This is a genomic window from Actinophytocola sp. (assembly GCF_049647105.1).
GTDB lineage: Bacteria > Actinomycetota > Actinomycetes > Mycobacteriales > Pseudonocardiaceae > Actinophytocola.
On the sequence record NZ_JBARWZ010000069.1, the window covers coordinates 1 to 18,400 of the forward strand.

General features: G+C 69.3%; 12 protein-coding genes. 7 read left to right on the forward strand and 5 right to left on the reverse strand.

The features are described 5' to 3' along the window. Both WBA97_RS08775 and WBA97_RS08780 read left to right on the forward strand, forming a co-directional pair. A partial coding sequence (locus WBA97_RS08775) for an SbcC/MukB-like Walker B domain-containing protein (RefSeq protein ID WP_424230223.1) occupies window positions 1-1,015 on the forward strand: 1,015 nt, incomplete at its 5' end. A gap of 46 nt (window positions 1,016-1,061) precedes the next feature. Continuing rightward, window positions 1,062-2,009 (forward strand): DNA double-strand break repair nuclease NurA, encoded by a 948-nt coding sequence (locus WBA97_RS08780; protein ID WP_424230224.1) that lies wholly within the window; start codon window positions 1,062-1,064, stop codon window positions 2,007-2,009. Here the strand turns inward: WBA97_RS08780 and WBA97_RS08785 are convergent. The 4 genes from WBA97_RS08785 to WBA97_RS08800 form a co-directional block, all read right to left on the reverse strand. Next, window positions 1,986-2,576, reverse strand: a complete 591-nt coding sequence (locus WBA97_RS08785) for a hypothetical protein (protein WP_424230225.1) — start codon at window positions 2,574-2,576, stop codon at window positions 1,986-1,988. The two genes, WBA97_RS08780 and WBA97_RS08785, sit on opposite strands and share 24 nt — an antisense overlap. A 4-nt stretch (window positions 2,577-2,580) precedes the next feature. After that, the gene (locus WBA97_RS08790; RefSeq protein WP_424230226.1) at window positions 2,581-3,138 is read right to left on the reverse strand and encodes a WHG domain-containing protein; all 558 of its coding nucleotides are present in this window, start codon (window positions 3,136-3,138) and stop codon (window positions 2,581-2,583) included. Window positions 3,139-3,220: 82 nt separating this feature from the next. Continuing rightward, entirely contained in the window at window positions 3,221-3,520 is a 300-nt protein-coding gene (locus WBA97_RS08795; RefSeq protein ID WP_424230227.1) for a hypothetical protein, read from the reverse strand. A gap of 29 nt (window positions 3,521-3,549) precedes the next feature. Further along, entirely contained in the window at window positions 3,550-4,206 is a 657-nt protein-coding gene (locus WBA97_RS08800) for a TetR/AcrR family transcriptional regulator (RefSeq protein ID WP_424230228.1), read from the reverse strand. 59 nt (window positions 4,207-4,265) lie between these two features. Between WBA97_RS08800 and WBA97_RS08805 the strand changes: the two genes are divergently transcribed. The 4 genes from WBA97_RS08805 to WBA97_RS08820 all read left to right on the forward strand — a co-directional run bounded on the left by WBA97_RS08805 (window position 4,266) and on the right by WBA97_RS08820 (window position 13,400). Then, on the forward strand, window positions 4,266-5,750 hold the full coding sequence (locus WBA97_RS08805) for a flavin-containing monooxygenase (protein WP_424230229.1): 1,485 nt from the start codon (window positions 4,266-4,268) through the stop codon (window positions 5,748-5,750). A 301-nt stretch (window positions 5,751-6,051) separates the two neighbouring features. Further along, window positions 6,052-6,873: an alpha/beta fold hydrolase gene (locus WBA97_RS08810; protein WP_424230230.1), complete on the forward strand. Its 822-nt coding sequence runs from the start codon at window positions 6,052-6,054 to the stop codon at window positions 6,871-6,873. A 517-nt stretch (window positions 6,874-7,390) separates the two neighbouring features. Beyond that, entirely contained in the window at window positions 7,391-10,894 is a 3,504-nt protein-coding gene (locus WBA97_RS08815; RefSeq protein WP_424230231.1) for an ATP-binding protein, read from the forward strand. A 16-nt stretch (window positions 10,895-10,910) separates the two neighbouring features. Further along, a complete protein-coding gene (locus WBA97_RS08820) occupies window positions 10,911-13,400 on the forward strand; it encodes a DNA gyrase/topoisomerase IV subunit A (RefSeq protein WP_424230232.1) in 2,490 nt (829 codons plus the stop codon). Between the two features lie 3 nt (window positions 13,401-13,403). On the opposite strand, the gene WBA97_RS08825 is transcribed toward WBA97_RS08820, so the two are convergent. After that, the gene (locus WBA97_RS08825; protein WP_424230233.1) at window positions 13,404-14,714 is read right to left on the reverse strand and encodes a hypothetical protein; all 1,311 of its coding nucleotides are present in this window, start codon (window positions 14,712-14,714) and stop codon (window positions 13,404-13,406) included. Between the two features lie 272 nt (window positions 14,715-14,986). Here WBA97_RS08825 and WBA97_RS08830 point away from each other — a divergent pair, with 272 nt between their 5' ends. Beyond that, a complete protein-coding gene (locus tag WBA97_RS08830; protein ID WP_424230234.1) occupies window positions 14,987-18,289 on the forward strand; it encodes a glycosyl hydrolase family 95 catalytic domain-containing protein in 3,303 nt (1,100 codons plus the stop codon). Window positions 18,290-18,400: the final 111 nt, after the last annotated feature.

Here is an 18,400-nt window from a genome sequence, read left to right on the forward strand (position 1 = left end):
GGTCGAGGCGGCGATGGAGAAGCGCGAGGCCGCCGACGCCGCCGTGGACCGCGCCCGCACCCGCGCCAGGTCCGCGCGCCGCGCCGAGGAGGACGCGCAGAAGGAGCGGACCGCGCTCGGGGACGAGGAGCAGCGGGCGTGGGCCACGCTGCGGGCCGGCCGCGACCGGTTCGTGGCGCTCGGCGTGCCGCCGGTCGACGGGACCGACCTCGGTGGGGCCTGGCAGAGCCTGCTGACCTGGGCAGGCGAGCAGAAGTCCGCCATGGCGGACCGGGCGAGCGAGCTGGACCAGGCCGAACGCGACCTCGCGGGCGAGGGCACCACGGCCCGCGCCGAGGTGGCGCGCCTGCTGAGCGAGCACGGGGTGCCGCTGCCCGACCGGGAGAAGCCCGACGTGGTGCTCGGGCGTGCGGTGGAAGGGGCTCGGCGCGATCTTGCTGAACTGGCGGAGAAGCGGTCCCGGTCGGCGTCGCTCGCTACCGAGGTCGAGCAGTGCCGCGAGGAGGAGCAGGTCGCCCGCATGCTCGGGAACCTGTTGAAGTCCAACGGTTTCGAGGCGTGGCTGTGCGCGGAGGCACTCGAGTCGCTGGTGGCCGAGGCGTCGGAGATCCTCATGCAGCTCTCGGGCGGGCAGTACGAGCTGCACCGCGACGCCCGCAACGACCTCGTCGTGCTCGACCACAACGACGCGGGCACCACGCGGCCGGTGAACACGCTGTCCGGCGGGGAGACGTTCCAGGCGTCGCTCGCGCTGGCACTGGCGCTGTCGCACCAGGTCGTTGACCTGTCGGGCGGGAAGCGCGACCTCAGCTCGATGTTCCTCGACGAGGGATTCGGCACCCTCGACGAGTCCACACTCGACACGGTCGCGGCCACACTGGAGCGGCTCGCGTCGGAGACCGACCGGATGGTGGGCATCGTCACCCACGTCCCTGCCCTGGCGGAACGGGTGCCGGTCCAGTTCGCGGTCACCCGAGACGGCGCGTCGTCGCGACTGAAGCGCGTCGAGGTGTGATGGTGCGTTTCATGAGCGGAGCTTGCGGAGCGAATCGGCGGCACTCATGACAGGACTGCTGTCGCCGCCCGCGTACACCGTCGACCCGTGGGACCCGGGCTACGGCGTGGCGCGCGGGGACGAGCTGGACGGCCGCGAGTCGTCCGCCCGCCTCGACGTCGACGTCGAACTGCCCGCCTCGGCGTGGCGCCCGCTGACTCCCGCCGACGGTCCGCTGCCGGGCTCGGTGCTCTTCCTCGACGGCGTGCAGCGGATCGACGCGCGGATCTGGCGGCACGGCGACGGTCCGGAACCGCTGCCCGGCGTCGTGGCCTCGGTCGCGGCCGGGCTCGTCCGGTGTGACGGCGCCGCCCAGGTCGTCGATGTCCGCGTCGACCGGGGGTTGTTCGCGGAGGAGGGCGACGACCTCAAGACCGCACACGCCAAGTACTCCTTCCACCGCACCACCGGTGGCCTCGACAAGCTGACGCTCGGGGTGAACCGGCGGATGTCCGAGCTGGAGGTGGAGCTCGCGAACCTGTGGCGCGAGCACTCTGGCGTGGAGGACGACCTGCTGGTGGTCGACGGTCCGCTGCGTGGCCGCACGCACCTGCCGAGGACGGTCGGGTACGTCAAGACGCACCAGAAGTCCTACCTGCAGGCCGAGCAGGTGAAGGTGGTGGCTTCGCTCGGACCGGGACAGCGGAGCCCGGTGTTCCGGATGGGCACGTCGTGGGAGCGGATGTCCTGGTACCTGCGCCTGCCGGGTGCGACGCGGGTGCCGTGGTCGGCGATCGTGCGGCTGGAGTGCTCGGCCGACCTGCCGCCGCAGGACGCGATCGCGCTGGCCGACATGACCGCGACCGTGTTGCCGTCGCTGGCCAGCGCCCCGCACAAGGATCCCCGCGCGCCGCAGAACCTGGTGCCGATCGGTGGTCTGGAACGACAGCTGCGGCACCGCCTCGGCGATGCCGCGCTGCTGTACCGGTCGCTACGCGGCGCCCTGGCGGGTTAGCGCCCTCTCGTCGGTCCGCACGCGCAGGTCGGCGGCGAGCCACATCAGGCCGGCCAGCATCAGGACACCGTGTGCGATCCGGACCGGTGCCGGGGTGAAGAACTGCGGCAGGAAGAGCACGAACCCGGCCGCGAACACCCACGCGCTCGGCCGTCCGATCGCACGGCCGACGAGCACGGCACCGACCGCGAGCAGGACCAGCCCGATGCCGAACGCGGTGACCGCGACCGGCTGGTAGCGGGTGGCCTCGGCGACGGCGAGCAGGTCGGTGCCCGCGGTGGAGGCGGCCGCGTGCAGGCCGAAGTCCTCGGCGCCGTAGTAGGTGAGGGTCAGCCCCGCGCCCGCCCACATGACGGCGACCGGTGTGGTGCCGACCAGGTCCCGCAAGCCGAGCAGGGCGAGCCCGACGAGGATGAACCCGATCATGGCGAAGAGGTGGGAGGCGACCCACGCGCCGGAGGACATGGCGGCGTGGGCCCCGGCGGCGGTGGTCTCGTCCTCCCACGGCCGGACGACGGGGTAGAGCAGGAACAGCACACCGGCGACGGCGAGCGCGATTCTGGGCATGGGATCACTCCGGTCTGAGCGTGGTGAGGACTGCGGTGACGAGCTGGTCGTAGGACTGGTCGAGGTCTTCCGGCAGGCCGAACCCGCCGCCCGCCTCCAGCGAGCTGAAGCCGTGCGCGACGGCACGCAGGCAGCGGGTGGCGTGGATGGCGTCGGAGCCGGTCAGGCCGTAGGCGCGCAGTGCGGCGAGCACGACTTCCATGAGTTTGCTGCCCGGCGCGGCGAGGGCCGGGTCGTGGAGGGGGTCGAGCGGCATCGCCGCGTACCGGGCGGGATGGCGGCGCACGTAGTCGCGGTAGGCGTGCAGGAGCGCGGTGACGGCGTCGTCGCCGCTGCGGCCCAGGACGGCCTTCGTGAAGTCGTCGGCCATGTCGTCGATGACGCGGGCGCCGAGCAGCGTGCGCAGGTCGCCGAGCCCGGCGACGTGTTTGTACAGGGACGGCGTCGCCACCCCCGTGCGCTGCGCGACGGCCGCCAGGGTGAGTGCGTCGACGCCGTGCTCATCGACCACGGCCAGTGCCGCGTCCACCACCGCCGCCGGGGAGAGACCGGCCCTAGGCATGTTCGCTACCTTGCATAGCTCAAAAGCTAATGTACGTAGCTTACGGCGTCAAGCGGTCGCGAGACACGCGTGGATCCGCGGCTCAGTCCTGGGAGATGCCCTGGTTGGTCAGCGTGAAGCGCGCGGTGCTCTCGACTGTGTCGGCCACGTCCAGGGTCTTGTCGTCGACGTAGTCGGCGGTCACCGTGTCCAGCAGTACGCGTGCGCCGGTGGTTTCCTCGGTGACCACGAGGTCCGTGTCGTCCGGCAGGGCGGCCACCGACATCGCGAGGTCCGGCTCGTCCACGTGTGCCTCCACGCGCAGGCCGCCGTCCGTGCCGACACCCTGGGAGTCGACGAGCTTGCGTATGGTCAGGCCTGCCTCCGGCGTGATGTGCAGCATGAGAGTTGGCTGCCCCCGCCAGGAGCGCGTCAAACCACCGGTGCGGGTGACGTGGTCTGGTAGATCGCGTTCAGCCAGATCGTGTGCAGCACGGTGACTACCTCGGGCTCCGCCAGCGCCGGTTCGTCACCGGCGAGAAGCGCGTGTATCGACCGCTCGTTCATCGTGCTGAGCGCGATCGCCAGATCGCGGGCGGGCAACCCGGGAGGAGCCGCGCCACGGGCCCGCTCGCTCTCGATCGCGGCGGCCGCGCGGTCGGTCCAGGCCGCCATCACCGACGCCCACAGCGTGCGCACTTCCTCGTTGGTGCACCGGGCTTCCGCGGCCGCCAGCGTGACCGCCCGGTGGTCGCGGAACGTCCGGTAGAACGCCGAGATCACCTCCCGCCAGAAGCGTGGCGGGTCGGCGGCCAGGTCGCTGTCGGGCACGATGGTCGAGGCCGCGTCCGCCTCGTGCACCACCCGGTCCAGGAGCGCCAGCAGTACGGCTTCCTTGGAACGGAAGTAGAAGTAGAACGTCGGCCGCGAGATGCCCGCGCCCTTCGCGAGGTCGTCGATCGAGATGTCGCGCAGTGCCCGGCCGCCGAGCAGCCGTTCCGCGGTCGCGAGGATCGCGTGCTCCCGGTCGTCGCCGGTGGGACGCGACGCTCGACGGCCACGGGCAGGACGAGCGGCGGCGGCTGGCATGCCACCACGTTATCAACAGTGTGTTGACTGAGTCGACACCGTGTCGATAGCGTGCTGGCATGGCAACGGAGCACGTCGATGTCCTGATCGTGGGCGCCGGTCTTTCCGGCATCGGCGCCGCTTGTCACCTGCGTGAGCGCAGTCCGGACCGGACTTTCGCGGTCTTCGAGGCCCGTGACGCCATCGGCGGCACGTGGGACCTGTTCCGTTACCCGGGGGTCCGGTCGGACTCGGACATGTTCACGCTCGGCTACTCCTTCAGCCCCTGGAAGGAGGCGAAGGCCATCGCCGACGGCGACGCGATCCGCGAGTACGTCCGCCGCACCGCCCGCGAGTACGACGTGGACTCCCGTATCCGCTTCCGTCACAAGGTGATCGCCGCGGAGTGGTCCAGCACGAATGCCCGCTGGACGGTAACGGCCGAGCGCACAGCGGCGGACGTTGCCGAGGTCGTGACCCTGACGTGCTCCTTCCTGTATGTGTGCTCCGGCTACTACCGCTACGACAAGGGCTTCACCCCGGATTTCGAAGGTGTGGCGGACTTCAAGGGCCGGATCGTGCACCCGCAGCACTGGCCGCAGGACCTCGACTACACGGGCAAGCGTGTGGTCGTCATCGGCAGCGGCGCCACCGCGATCACCCTGGTGCCGTCGATGGCGCCAACGGCCGAGCACGTGACGATGGTGCAACGCTCGCCGAGCTACGTGCTTTCGTTGCCCGGCAAGGATGTCATCGCGGACAAGCTGATCGGCAAGGTCCCGCCAAAGCTGCTGTTCCCGGCACTGCGCTGGAAGAACGTACTGATGGCGATGTTCGGCTTCCAGCTGTCCCGCCGCGCGCCGAAGGTCATGAAGTCCCTGCTGCGCAAGGGCGTCCTGTCCCAGATGCCGGCGGGCTACGACGTGGACACCCACTTCGCGCCCACGTACGACCCGTGGGACCAGCGCATGTGCTTCGTCCCGGACGGCGACCTGTTCAAGGCCCTGCGCTCGGGCCGAGCGTCGATCGTCACCGGCGCCATCGACACGTTCACCGAGACCGGCCTGCGCATGAAGTCCGGCGAGGAGCTGGAAGCCGACATCATCGTCACCGCCACGGGCCTGAACGTCCTGGCGGCGGGCGGCATGACCCTGACGGTCGACGGCAGGCCGGTCGAGCTGGGCGAGACCGTGGCGTACAAGGGCATGATGCTGTCCGGGGTGCCGAACTTCGCACTGACCATCGGCTACACGAACGCGTCGTGGACGCTGAAGGCCGACCTGGTGGCCGGGTACGTGTGCCGCCTGCTGAACCACATGGCCGCACACGACTACCAGGTGGCGACCCCGGTACTCGCCGACCCGGAGGTCGACATGGTGCCGCTGATCGACCTGAAGTCGGGTTATGTGCTGCGCAGCCTGGAGAAGCTGCCCAAGCAGGGCCCGGCCGCCCCGTGGCGCCTGCACCAGAACTACCCGAGGGACGTGTACCTGATGCGCCGCGGCCCCGTGGACGACGACGTGCGCTTCGACCGGGTGGAGACCACGGATCGCCAGCCCGCGTAATGACTACCACATGACGGTTTCTCCTTGGGGGACAGGAAAGCAGGGGACTCGCGCCGGGCCTTCGGCCGAAGGCCCGGCTCGATCGGAGGTCCGGGTCGACCGGAGGCCCGGTGGCGGACCGGAGGCCGGTGGGGACCGGAGACCCGGTGGGGTTGGCAGTGGCTCGGGAGAGAGGCCCAATCGAGTCGCCAGGCAGACCGCCCGGTGGATCGCCCGGCAGGAACCGCGGTGGTCGGAGCCGCCACCCACCTGCCAGTCCCAGCCCGCCCCAAGCCCGCACTCACCCCACCAAGGACCGCCAATGCCCGACGTGCAAGTCAACGGCCTGCGAACCCGATACCGCGTCGACGGCGCAGGTGACCCCGTCGTGCTCCTGCACGGAATCGCTCGTACGCACACCGACTGGACGGCTCAGCACGAACTCCTCTCCGACCGTTTCCAGGTCTACAGCGTGGATTTCGCAGGTTTCGGTGGCTCCGATCCTCTGCCGGGCCGGTACAGCCTCCAGGCGCTCGCCGACTTCGTCGAACACTTCCTCGACGCGGTCGGCGTGACCGAGCCGGCGCACGTTGTCGGTAACTCGCTCGGGGGTGCGGTCGCCATGCGGCTCTCCGTGCAGTCGCCGGAGCGGGTGCGCACGCTGGCCCTCGTCAACAGCGCCGGATTCGGCAAGGAAGTCACGATCGCCTTGCGACTGCTGGCGGTCCGGGGGCTGGCCGCGTTGCTGTTGCGGCCATCGCGGGCCGGGGCGCGGCAGGTGGAGCGGTCGTTGTACGTCGACCAGACGCACGTGACCGACGACCGGATCGAGTACGGGTACCGGATCGCCACGCGACCGCACGGGGCGCGGGTCATGCTCGACCTCACGCGCAACCTCGGCAGTGTGCGCGGGGTGCGGCAGGCCTGGCGGGACGAGCTGCTCACGGCCGTCGCCGCGGCCGAGGTGCCGACGTTGGTGGTCTGGGGGGACCGGGACCTGATCCTGCCCGCCGCCCACCTCGAGGCGGCCAGGACCTTGTTGCCACACGCGCGGGTCCACCTGTTCCGGGACACCGGGCACATGCCCCAGGTCGAGCGGGCGCAGGAGCTGAGTGAGCTCCTCGTGGACTTCTGGCGCGATTGAATCGAACATATGTCCACCGTATGTGGGTGTGGCGGAAGTTGCCAGGCCCATCACCGGATCGTGTGGTTATGCCTGGTCAGCGCACCTATTGCTTAGCTGTCCAAAAAGGACAATGAGGCGATAGGTGCCGGCTCGCCCGTGGCTGGAGGCGGAGCGGCGCGATCCCGCCGTCCGGCGTATCCGCGGCGCCTGCCTGGCGGCGTGGCGTGGTCTCGTGCCCGCACCGGGCGCTCGTCGCCGCGCTGGGGCTGGCATGCTGGGTGGTGAAAGTCGCACGAGCACTCACCTGGGATCGCGCACTGCGCACGCAGGGTCATGACCAGGCACGGGAGTTCGGGGACGTCCCGTGTCAGCACCTCATGACACTCCTCGCGGTCGGCTGATCGGACCTCACGCAGGGCGACCGATCGGTCAAATACGGGGGGTTGTCGGGGGTAGCGGATACGCTCTCCTACGGTGGTGGACGCCTGAGGCGGGTGGTCGCACGGGCGCGCCATGAATCGGGAGACGACCAGAAGTGACTGCGGGAACCTTTTACGGTGCCGACGATCTGACCCACCTCGAGGGCCTCGAGGCGGTGCGGAAGCGGCCGGGGATGTACATCGGCTCGACGGACAGCCGGGGCATCAACCATCTCTTCAACGAGATCGTGGACAACTCGACCGACGAGGGCATCGCCGGGCACGCGAGCCGCGTCGTGGTCACTCTGCACGCCGACGGCAGTGTCCAGGTCGACGACGACGGTCGCGGCATCCCCACCGGCGTCCACACCAAGTCCGGATTGTCCGGTGTCGAACTGGTGCTCACCCGCCTGCACGCGGGCGGCAAGTTCGGCGGCTCCGGCTACAAGACCTCCGGCGGCCTCCACGGCGTCGGCGCCTCCGCGGTCAACGCGCTGTCCCACCGCTTCGACATCACCGTCAAGCAGGACGGCAAGGTCCACCAGATGTCGTTCGCGCACGGCATACCCGGCGAGTTCGCAGACGCGGGCCCGAAGGCCAAGTTCACCAAGAAGTCCGGGCTGACCGTCGTCCGGCGGATGAAGCGCGGCGAGTCGACCGGCACGTCCATCCGCTACTGGCACGACCAGCGGTACTTCGAGAACTCCGCCGTCATGGACATCGAGGCCGTGCGGGCGAAGCTACGCAACACCGCGTTCCTCGTGCCCGGCGTCTCCTACGTGCTGCGCAACGCCACCGAGGGCGCGATCGACGAGGAGATCTTCCACTACCCCAACGGTCTCGCCGACATGGTGGAGTTCCTGACGCCGACGGCGGACAAGCCGGTGTCGGGCACCATCATGATCAACGGCACGGGCACCTACCGGGAGAACGCCGCTGACGAGAACGGCGTCATGCAGTCCAAAGTGGAGCGGCTCGCCGAGGTCGAGATCGCGATGCGGTGGGGCACCGGCTACGAGCGCACCATCGAGTGCTTCACCAACACGATCAGGAACGTGCACGGCGGCACCCACCGCCGCGGGTTCGACCGCGCGGTGGTCAAGGCCGTCAACGAGGCCATCGCCAAGACCCGTGGGCTGCTCAAGCCCAAGGAGGACCCGCCGACGGTCGAGGACGTTGAGGAGGGCATGACCGCGATCGTGCATGTCCGCCTGCCAGAGCCGCAGTTCACCTCGCAGACCAAGGACGAGCTGTCCACCGCGGGCATCACGAAGGTGCTGCAGTCCATCGTGGAGGGTGAGATCCGCGCGTGGACGGAGAACCGCAGGACCAAGACCGAGGCGAAGACCGTGCTGCAGAAGGTGGTCGACGCCTCGCGTGTGCGACTCACCCAGAAGCAGCAGAAGGACGCCGCCCGCCGCAAGACCGCCCTCGAGGGCGCGGCCATGCCGCCCAAGCTCGTCGACTGCCGCTCCACCGGCATCAACCGCAGTGAGCTGTTCCTCGTGGAAGGCGACAGCGCACTCGGCTGCTTCACCGGCGACACGATGGTCGCGCTCGCCTCCGGCGAGAGCCGGTCCTTCGCCGATCTGGCGGCGGACTGGCAAAATGGCGTCACACACTTCGGTTACACGACCAACAAGGCCGGGCGGGTCGTCGTGGCTCCGCTCGTCGAGCCGCGGCTCACCAAGCAGAACGCCGCGCTTGTCCGGGTGACCCTGGACAACGGCGAATCGGTGCGGTGTACACCAGATCACCTGTTCCGGCTCCGTGACGGCTCGTACCGGCGCGCGGACCAACTCGCCGCGGGCGACTCGCTGATGCCGCTGTACCGCTCGGTGTCGGCCCGTTCCGCCGGGGAGAAGCTGGACGGGTACGAGCGCGTCTGGATGAACGACCGTGAGGAGTGGGTCTACACCCACTACCTGGCGGATGCCCACAACCTGCGACATGGCTCGGACAGCGCCGACAATGGTTCCGTTCGTCACCACGTGGATGTGAACAAGCGCAACAACGACCCGCGCAACATCAAGCGGATGACGTGGGACGACCATGCTGCCTTGCACGCGGCGATGATGGGTGAGCACGTGCACGAGGGCTATCGCGCATGGCTCCGCGATGGCGGCCTCGAGTTCAAGTCCGCGATGCTGTCCGGTCAGTGGAAGGACCCGGAGTTCCGGGCGGCCTGCCTCGCCCGGCTCGCGGCTCGCAACGCGGATCCGGAGTTCCGCGAGAGAATCGAGCAGGGTTTCCAGGACTGGTACGCATCGCTGAGCGAGGACGAGCTCGCCGCCTACGCCGAACGGCTGCGTGAGGTGCAGGCCGACTACTGGGCGCACCCTGAGCACCGGGCGGCCGCGGCCGAACGAGTGCGGGCGTTCTTCGCCGACCCAGCTCGCCGGGCTGAGTGGAGCGCACGCTCCCGAGAGCAACGGCGGGACGAAGCCCTGTTGAGCTGGCGCAGGCAGGCGACGATCGCGCAGTTCGCAGATCCCGCTGAGCGGGCTCGGCAGCGCGGCGCGGTGCGGGCGTGGCACCGCGACAACCCGGAGTTCGGTACGCGCCACTCGGTACGCATGAAGCTGCGCATGGCGGATCCGGCCACGGGTCACTTGGCGAAGGTCCAGGAGGGCAGGCGCAAGTACGTCGAGTCGGTGCCGCGTGCGGAGCGGGTCGCTCTGCAGAACAACGGCCGCAGGCTGGCGGCGCTCAGGCGTGTCTCGGCGCTCCCGCGGTTGTCCGACGCGGAGCTCGGTGCCGCATACGACGCGGAACGGATGCGCACCGCGCGAACCGGCCTGCGGTTCGACAGCCTCATCGCTCATTTCGACGGCAACTACGCCCGTCTGCGAGACGCCGCACGGATGGTCAACCACGCGGTCGTGGCGGTGGAGCCACTCGAGGAGACCGCCGACGTCTACGACCTGACCGTGGACGGGTACCACAACTTCGCGCTCGAGGCAGGGGTGTTCGTACACAACAGTGCGCGAATGGCGCGCGTGTCCGAGTACCAGGCGCTGCTTCCCTTACGTGGCAAGATTCTCAACGTCCAGAAGGCGAGTCTCGCCGACACCCTGCGCAACGTGGAGATCGCGTCGATCGTGCAGGTGCTCGGGGCGGGTTCGGGGCGGACGTTCGACCTGACGACCATGCGGTACGGGCGCGTGATCCTGATGGCGGACGCGGACGTCGACGGTTCGCACATCCGGACGCTGCTGATCACGTTGTTCGCCAGGTACATGCGCCCGGTGATCGAGGACGGCAGGCTGTACGCGGCGATGCCGCCGCTGCACAAGATCACCACCAGGGGCCGCAACCCGGAGACGCACTTCACGTTCTCGCAGCGCGAGATGGAGACGAAGCTCGCCGCGCTGGAGAAGGCAGGCAAGCAGGTCGTCACCCCGGTGCCGCGGTTCAAGGGGCTCGGTGAGATGGACGCCGAGGAGCTGTGGGACACCACGATGAACCCGGCCACGCGCTCGGTGCGGCGCATCACCCTCGACGACGTCGAGGCCGCGGAGCAGGCGCTTGAGCTGCTGATGGGCGAGAAGGTCGAACCGAGGCGCGCGTGGCTGGTGGAGTCCTCGGTGCGGGTGGACCAGTCGGCGATCGACATCTGAGAGAGAGCAACAGGAAATGGCACGCCGCAAGGGCCCATCGTCGACCAAGGTCGATCCAGGCGCGTTCGACAGGGCTGGCGCCCAGGTTTTCGACAACCCGCTCAAGACCGAGATCGAGGACTCCTACCTGGAGTACGCGTACTCGGTGATCCACTCCCGCGCGCTGCCCGACGCGCGGGACGGTCTCAAGCCGGTGCACCGCCGGATCCTGTACTCGATGAACGAGAACGGCTACCGGCCGACCCACGCGTACGTGAAGTCGTCCCGCGTGGTCGGCGACGTGATGGGCAAGTACCACCCGCACGGCGACAGCGCCATCTACGACGCGATGGTGCGGCTGGCGCAGGACTTCTCGATGAACGCGCCGCTGGTCGACGGGCACGGCAACTTTGGTAGCCCGGACGATGGACCGGCCGCGTCGCGATACACCGAATCGCGGCTGTCGCACGAGTCGATGCTCCTCGTGGGGGAGCTGGGTGAGGACACCGTCGACTTCCGGCCCAACTACGACGGGTCGCTCGACGAGCCGTCGGTACTGCCCGCCGCGTTCCCGAACCTGCTGGTGAACGGGACGTCGGGCATCGCGGTCGGCATGGCAACCAACATGATCCCGCACAACCTCACCGAGGTGATCGGGGCGGCGCGGTGGCTGATCCACCACCCGGACGCCTCGCTCGACAAGCTCATGGAGTTCGTGCCGGGACCGGACCTGCCGACCGGCGGCATGTTGCTCGGTCTCGACGAGGTGCGGCGCGCCTACGAGACCGGCCGCAGTGTGGTGCGCATGCGCGCGAAGGTCGAGATCGGGTTGCTGGAAGGCAGCCGGGGGCGGCAGGCGATCACGATCGTCGAGCTGCCCTACGCCGTCGGGCCGGAGAAGATCATCGAGAAGATCACCGACGAGGTGACGAAGTCCAAGCGGCTCACCGGGATCGCGGACGTCAAGGACCTCACCGACCGCGAGAACGGCACCCGCGTGGTGATCGAGTGCAAGGTCGGTGTGAACCCGCAGGCGTTGCTGGCCGACCTGTACCGGCTCACGCCGATGGAGCAGTCGTTCGGCATCAACAACCTCGTGCTCGTCGACGGGCAGCCGAGGACGCTCGGGCTGAAGGCGCTGCTCGAGGTGTTCCTTCGGCACCGCTACGACGTCGTCACGCGGCGCACGAAGTTCCGCCGCCGCAAGCGGGAGGAGCGCCTGCACCTCGTCGAGGGCCTGCTCATCGCGTTGCTGGACATCGACAAGGTGATCCGGCTGATCCGCGCGAGTGACGACGCGACCGCGGCGAAGGAGGGCTTGATGAAGCGCTTCAAGCTCTCCGAGATCCAGGCCACCTACATCCTCGACACGCCGCTGCGCCGCCTCACCAGGTACGACAAGCTGGAGCTGGAGCAGGAGCAGGATCGGCTGCGCAAGGAGATCGCGGAGCTGACCAACATCCTCGAGAACGAGTCGGTGCTGAAGAAGCTCGTCTCCGCCGAGCTGGCGAAGATCGTGAAGGACCTCGGTCAGGAGCGGCGTACCGCGCTGATCGACGGTGACCTCAAGGAGGTGCTGGCGGCGTCCAAGCCGGCCGGTCCCCTCGAGGTCGCCGACGACCCGTGCCAGGTGATCCTGTCCGCAACCGGGTTGGTCGCGCGCACCGCGGCCGAGTCGGAGGAGGCGTCCGAGGCACGCAAACGCAGTGGCCGTGCCAAACACGACACGATGACGGCCGTGGTGCACACGACCGCCCGTGGTCAGGTGCTGCTGGTGACGAGTCGCGGGCGGGCGTTCAAGACGGACGTGCTGCCGCTGCCGGTGCTGCCGGAGGCGGCGGGCACGGTGTCCTTGCGTGGTGGCATGGCGGCGAGTGAGCTGGTTCCCTTGGAGAAGGGGGAGAAGCTCGTCGGTATCGCCCCGCTCGGGGAGCGGGCCGAGGGGTCGCCGGGGCTCGCGCTCGGCACGAAGCACGGTGTGGTCAAGGTGTGCGCGCCGGAGTGGCCGGTCCGGTCCGACGAGTTCGACGTGATCTCGTTGAAGGACGGCGACGAGGTCCTCGGCGCGACCTGGCTGACCGACGGGGCCGAGACGCTGGTGTTCCTGTCGTCCGACTCGTCACTGCTGCGGTACGAGGCGTCTCTGGTGCGGCCGCAGGGCATGAAGGGCGGCGGCATGGCGGGCATCAACCTGGCCGCGGGCGCCCATGCGGTGTTCTTCGCCGCGGTCCGCACCGACGACGACGAGCACGGCGAGCCGATGGTGGTGACCTGCACCGGGCAGAGCGTGAAGGTCACGCCGTTCGAGCTGTACCCCCCGAAGGGCCGCGCCACCGGAGGTGTGCGCACACACCGGTTCCTGAAGGGCGAGGCCGGGCTGGTCCTCGCGTGGGTCGGGCCGCGGCCCGCTGGTGCGTCGAACAACGGGTCGTCGGTGGAGCTGCCGGAGACGGACAAGCGCCGCGACGGGTCCGGCACCCCGCACCCGGGACCCGACGTGATCGGTCACCTGATCGAACGAGGCTGAGGCCTACCGCGTCAGCGCGAAGGTGCCTTCGCCGCGCGCGACGCGGACCTCACCGACGCATGCGGTGTCGGTGATCAGCACGGTGAACGGGCCCGCGGTCGGCGGCACGCGTGTGTCGCCGACCCAGACCGCCGCCAGCTGACGGTCCACGCACTGGCGCGGCAGCTCATCGGCCGCGTGGGTGCCCTCGTGGATCGACACGGTCGCGGGAAGCCCGGCCGCGTAGGCCGGGGCGGGCGGCGGAGTGGGCTTCGGGGTGGGGGCCGAGGGCTTCGTGTCGTCCGTCGCCGCGCCCGGCAGGGCCAGCGCGTAGCCGGTGCCGCCGAACATGGTCAGCACGGCGGCGATCGCGAGGATCCGGCGGGCAAGTCGGAACGTGCCACGCAACTGCATCACGCCGGACTCGGCCAGCACCAGGTCGCGGTGGTCCTGGTACAGCTTCAGCTGGTCGTCGACCTCCGCCAGCTCCTTCTGCTTCGTCGTCAGGGCGGCACGTTCCGAGTCCAGCTTCGCCGCCGCCGCCGTGTACATGGCGGACGTCGTGCCGATCTCCTTCTCGACAGAGGAGTCCTCTGCGCGGCGGGCCCGCAGTTCGACCAGGAGCTTCCCCAAATCCTCGATCCGCTTCTCGAACGACGTCACCGACACCGTCAGGTTCGCCACCACCGGCGCCAGCTTCGCGTGCCGCGACTCCAGGTCGCCGAGGCGTTTGATCAGGTCCGTGACCGACGCCTGCCGGTCCCCGCTCTGCAGGTTCGGGCCGAGGTGTGCGGAGGACTCGGGGCCGTGCAGGATGTTCGCCAGCTCGATGCGGCTCCGCAGCCGGGGGTTCCACCATGCGTGCAGCTTGTTGACGGTGATCACGGGCTTGCCCTTGACGAACACGAAGCCCTTGTCGTCGACCTTCTGTATCGCGCGCATGTCGCAGTCCAGCTCACCGAGGCTCGCGTCCTCCGGTTCGCTCACCAGCGACACGGCGATCACCGCGCTCACGATGCCCACCACCGCGAACACCAGACCGCCGATCAGCCACAGGCTCGTCGGCCACGTCAGCTCGACATCCGTGATGCCGGCGAACGGCAGCGAGCCGAAGATCAGCACGCCGACCGCGGCGAACGCCGCCAGCATCCAGCGCGCGGTCTTCTGGTAGCTCTTCCGTGCGTCGCGGGCGAGTTGCACCGCCGCGGAGTGTTCCGGCACCGCACCGCGCGGTGCCGCCTCCTTCTCCTCCGCGCCGGCGGCCTTCGCCACAAAGCCCTTCAACGCGTCCACCGCGTCGGTCAGCTTCGAGATCACCGAGAGGTCGATTGCCATACGTGCCCCCAAAATTTCTTCTTCCTCGACCGGTTATCGCGATGAGTACCACGGTCGTGACAGGGGGCTAAACATGGGTCACCAGCAGAGATATGACCTATCGCGAAAGACCATGCAAGTCTTGCGTAGTTTTGCGTTCTTGACGCGTAATACATCCGATCTCTAACCTTCGAGGGTCGATCGGTGACAGCGAGGGATGAGCAAAGATGCGCGTTCAACGGAGAGCGTCCCGGTTCCTTGCGGTAGCCGTGGCCGCCGCGACCGTCTTGTCCATGGCTCTGTTCGTGGCGTCGAGTCCGGCGCAGGGCACGCCGCCGCCGCAGAAGTCCCGCAACCCGGCCATGACACTGTGGTACGACGAGCCCGCGACCGACTGGGAGTCGAAGTCGCTGCCCATCGGCAACGGTGCGCTCGGCATGAGCGCGTTCGGCAGCGTGCAGAACGAGCAGTTGCAGTTCAACGAGAAGTCGCTGTGGACCGGCGGTCCCGGCTCACCCGGCTACGACTTCGGCAACTGGCGCGAGCCTCGGCCCACCGCGATCGCCGACGTGCAGAACCGGATCAACGCCGAGGGGCAGGTCGCCCCGGAGTACGTCGCGGGGGTGCTGGGGCAGGGAAAGACCGGTTTCGGTGCCTACCAGACCTTCGGTGACCTGCGGCTCGCGCAGCCGCAGAACCCGCCGTCGGTCACGAACTACCGGCGCGGCCTCGACATCGCCGAGGCGGTCGCCGGTGTCACCTACGCCTCCGGCGGCGTCACGTACACGCGTGAGTACTTCGCCTCCGCCGCCGACGACGTGATCGTCGCGCGGCTGACCGCGAGCCAGGCCGGGCGGATCAGCTTCACCGCGTCGATCACCGCGCCGGACAACCGGTCGCGGCAGTTCACCGCACAGGATGGCCGGATCACGTTCTCCGGCAACCTCAACGACAACGGCATGCGGTTCGAGTCGCAGGTGCGGGTGCTCAACGAGGGTGGCACGCGCACCGACAACAGCAACGGCACGGTCACCGTGTCCGGCGCGAACGCGGTCACGCTGGTCCTCGCCGCGGGCACGAACTACTCGATGGCGTACCCGGCCTACCGCACCGCCGACCCGCACGGCGCGGTGACGAGCCGGGTCGACGCCGCGGCCGGCAAGTCGTTCGGCGCCTTGCGTTCCGCGCACGTCGCCGACTACCGCGGCCTGTTCGACCGGGTGGCGCTCGATGTCGGCCAGCGGATGCCGGACGTCCCGACCGACGACCTGCTGCGTGCCTACCGCGACGCGAACACTCCGGCGGCGACCAGGAAGGCGCTGGAGGTGCTGTACTTCCAGTACGGCCGCTACCTGCTGATCTCCTCGTCGCGCGACGGGTCGCTGCCCGCGAACCTGCAGGGTGTGTGGAACAACTCCACCTCGCCGCCGTGGAGCGCGGACTACCACGTGAACATCAACCTGCAGATGAACTACTGGCCCGCGGAGACGACGAACCTGTCGGAGACCACCGCGCCGCTGTACGACTACGTGGACTCGATGGTGCCCGCGGGGGAGAAGACCGCGCGGGACATGTACGGCAACCGGGGGTGGGTGGTCAACAACGAGACCAACCCGTTCGGTTTCACCGGTGTCCACAACTGGCCGACGGCGTTCTGGTTCCCAGAGGCAGGTGCGTGGCTCGCACAGCACTACTACGAGCACTACCTGTTCACGAAGGACGTGACCTTCCTGCGGGAGCGGGCGTACCCGATCCTGAAGTCGTTGTCGCAGTTCTGGTTCGACGAGCTGGTGGCCGACCCCCGGGACGGCAAGCTGGTCGTCAGCCCGAGCTTCTCGCCGGAGCAGGGCCCGTTCTCGGCGGGCGCGTCGATGTCGCAGCAGATCGTGTGGGACCTGTTCACCAACGCCGGGGAAGCGGCAACCACGTTGGGGGACAACGGGTTCGCGAACGAGGTGCGCGGATTCCTCGGGCGGCTCGACCCGGGTCTTCGGGTCGGCGGCTGGGGTCAGCTGCAGGAGTGGAAGTCCGACTGGGACGACCAGAACAACGATCACCGGCACGTGTCGCACCTGTTCGCGCTGCACCCCGGACGGCAGATCACACCGCGGGAGGACGCGGCGCTGGTCGACGCCGCGCGGACGTCGTTGTCCGCGCGCGGTGATGGCGGCACCGGCTGGAGCAAGGCCTGGAAGATCAACTTCTGGGCGCGGCTGCTCGACGGCAACCACTCGCACACGATGCTGTCGGAGCTGCTGAAGACCAGCACGCTGGACAACCTGTGGGACACGCACCCGCCGTTCCAGATCGACGGCAACTTCGGTGCCACCGCCGGGGTCGCGGAGATGCTGGTGCAGAGCCACCGCGGTGTCGTGGACGTGCTGCCCGCGCTGCCCGACTTCTGGGCGAGCGGGTCGGTGAAGGGGCTGAAGGCACGCGGCGACGTCACCGTCGACACCGACTGGGCCGGCGGTGTGCCGACACGGATCGCGCTGAAGGCGGGCAAGAGCGGCGCGCTGCGGGTGTCGAGTGCGTTGTTCGACGGCCGGTACCAGATCGTCGAGCAGCGGACCGGGAAGCCGCTGCGCCACCAGCGAGCGGATACTGAGATCACGCTCAACGCGGTCGCCGGGCGGACCTACGTCGCGACGTCGGCGGTCTCGGTGACGGTGGCCGCGCCGGAGCAGGTCGTCGACGCGACACCGTTCGACGCGTCGGTGACCGTGACGTCGCGCGGGCCGGAGGTGCCCTCGGCGACGCTGTCGCTGGCCGTGCCGCCGGGGTGGACGGTGTCGCCGGCCTCGCAAGCGTTTGCGACCCTGCCGGGCGGGCAGGCGAGATCCTACCCGTTCCGGGTGACGCCCTCGGCCGGGTCGGCCGACCAGGCGCGGATCCAGGCCGTGCTGGCCGGGAACGGGTGGCGCAACACCGGTCTGACCGGGGTGCGGATCGAACCGCTGCCGCCGTGCACTCCTGCCACGGGCACGGTCGTGGCGTGGGATCCGCGGTCGGGTGCCGTGGTCGACGACGTGTCGCCGAACAACCGGGACGCGACCGTCGACGGGGCGGCGGCCTACGACACGGCCGCGCCGTCCGGGACCGGCCTCGTGCTGGGCGGGCAGACGTTCCTGCGCACGGCAGGCACGTCGCTCGGGTACCTGGAGGAGGCGACGTTCGCGACGGAGGTGAAGGTCGTCGGGTCCGGTTCCTACCGGCGGCTGTTCGACTTCCAGCCCAGCGGCGACCCTGGGACCGACGGCGTGCTGATCGACCTGACCCCGTCGAACCAGGTGCGGTTCATCGGCTCCGGCCAGAACGTGACGACGAACGCGACCGTGCCGACGGGTCGATATGTGGACCTGGTCGTGGTGATGACCGACAGTGGCGAGCTGACGGTCTACGCCGACGGCACCCGCATCGGCGGCGGCCAGGTACCGGACGACGGCATCAACGGCTGCGCCACCCGCCAACTCCGCTTCGCCGCGGACCAGGACGGCAACCAACGCCTGACCGGAGCAGCAGACCGAACAGCAATCTTCGCCGACGCGTTGACCGCGGCGGAAGTGCCCACTTGGCGTACCAGAGCCTTCGGCTAACCCCAAGCCCCCCACGACCCCCCGCGTCAGAACCCGCGAGTCCACGCTTCGGAACCCGCGAGTCCACGGTTCGGAACCACTGAGTTGGCGTTTCGCGACACACCATCTCGT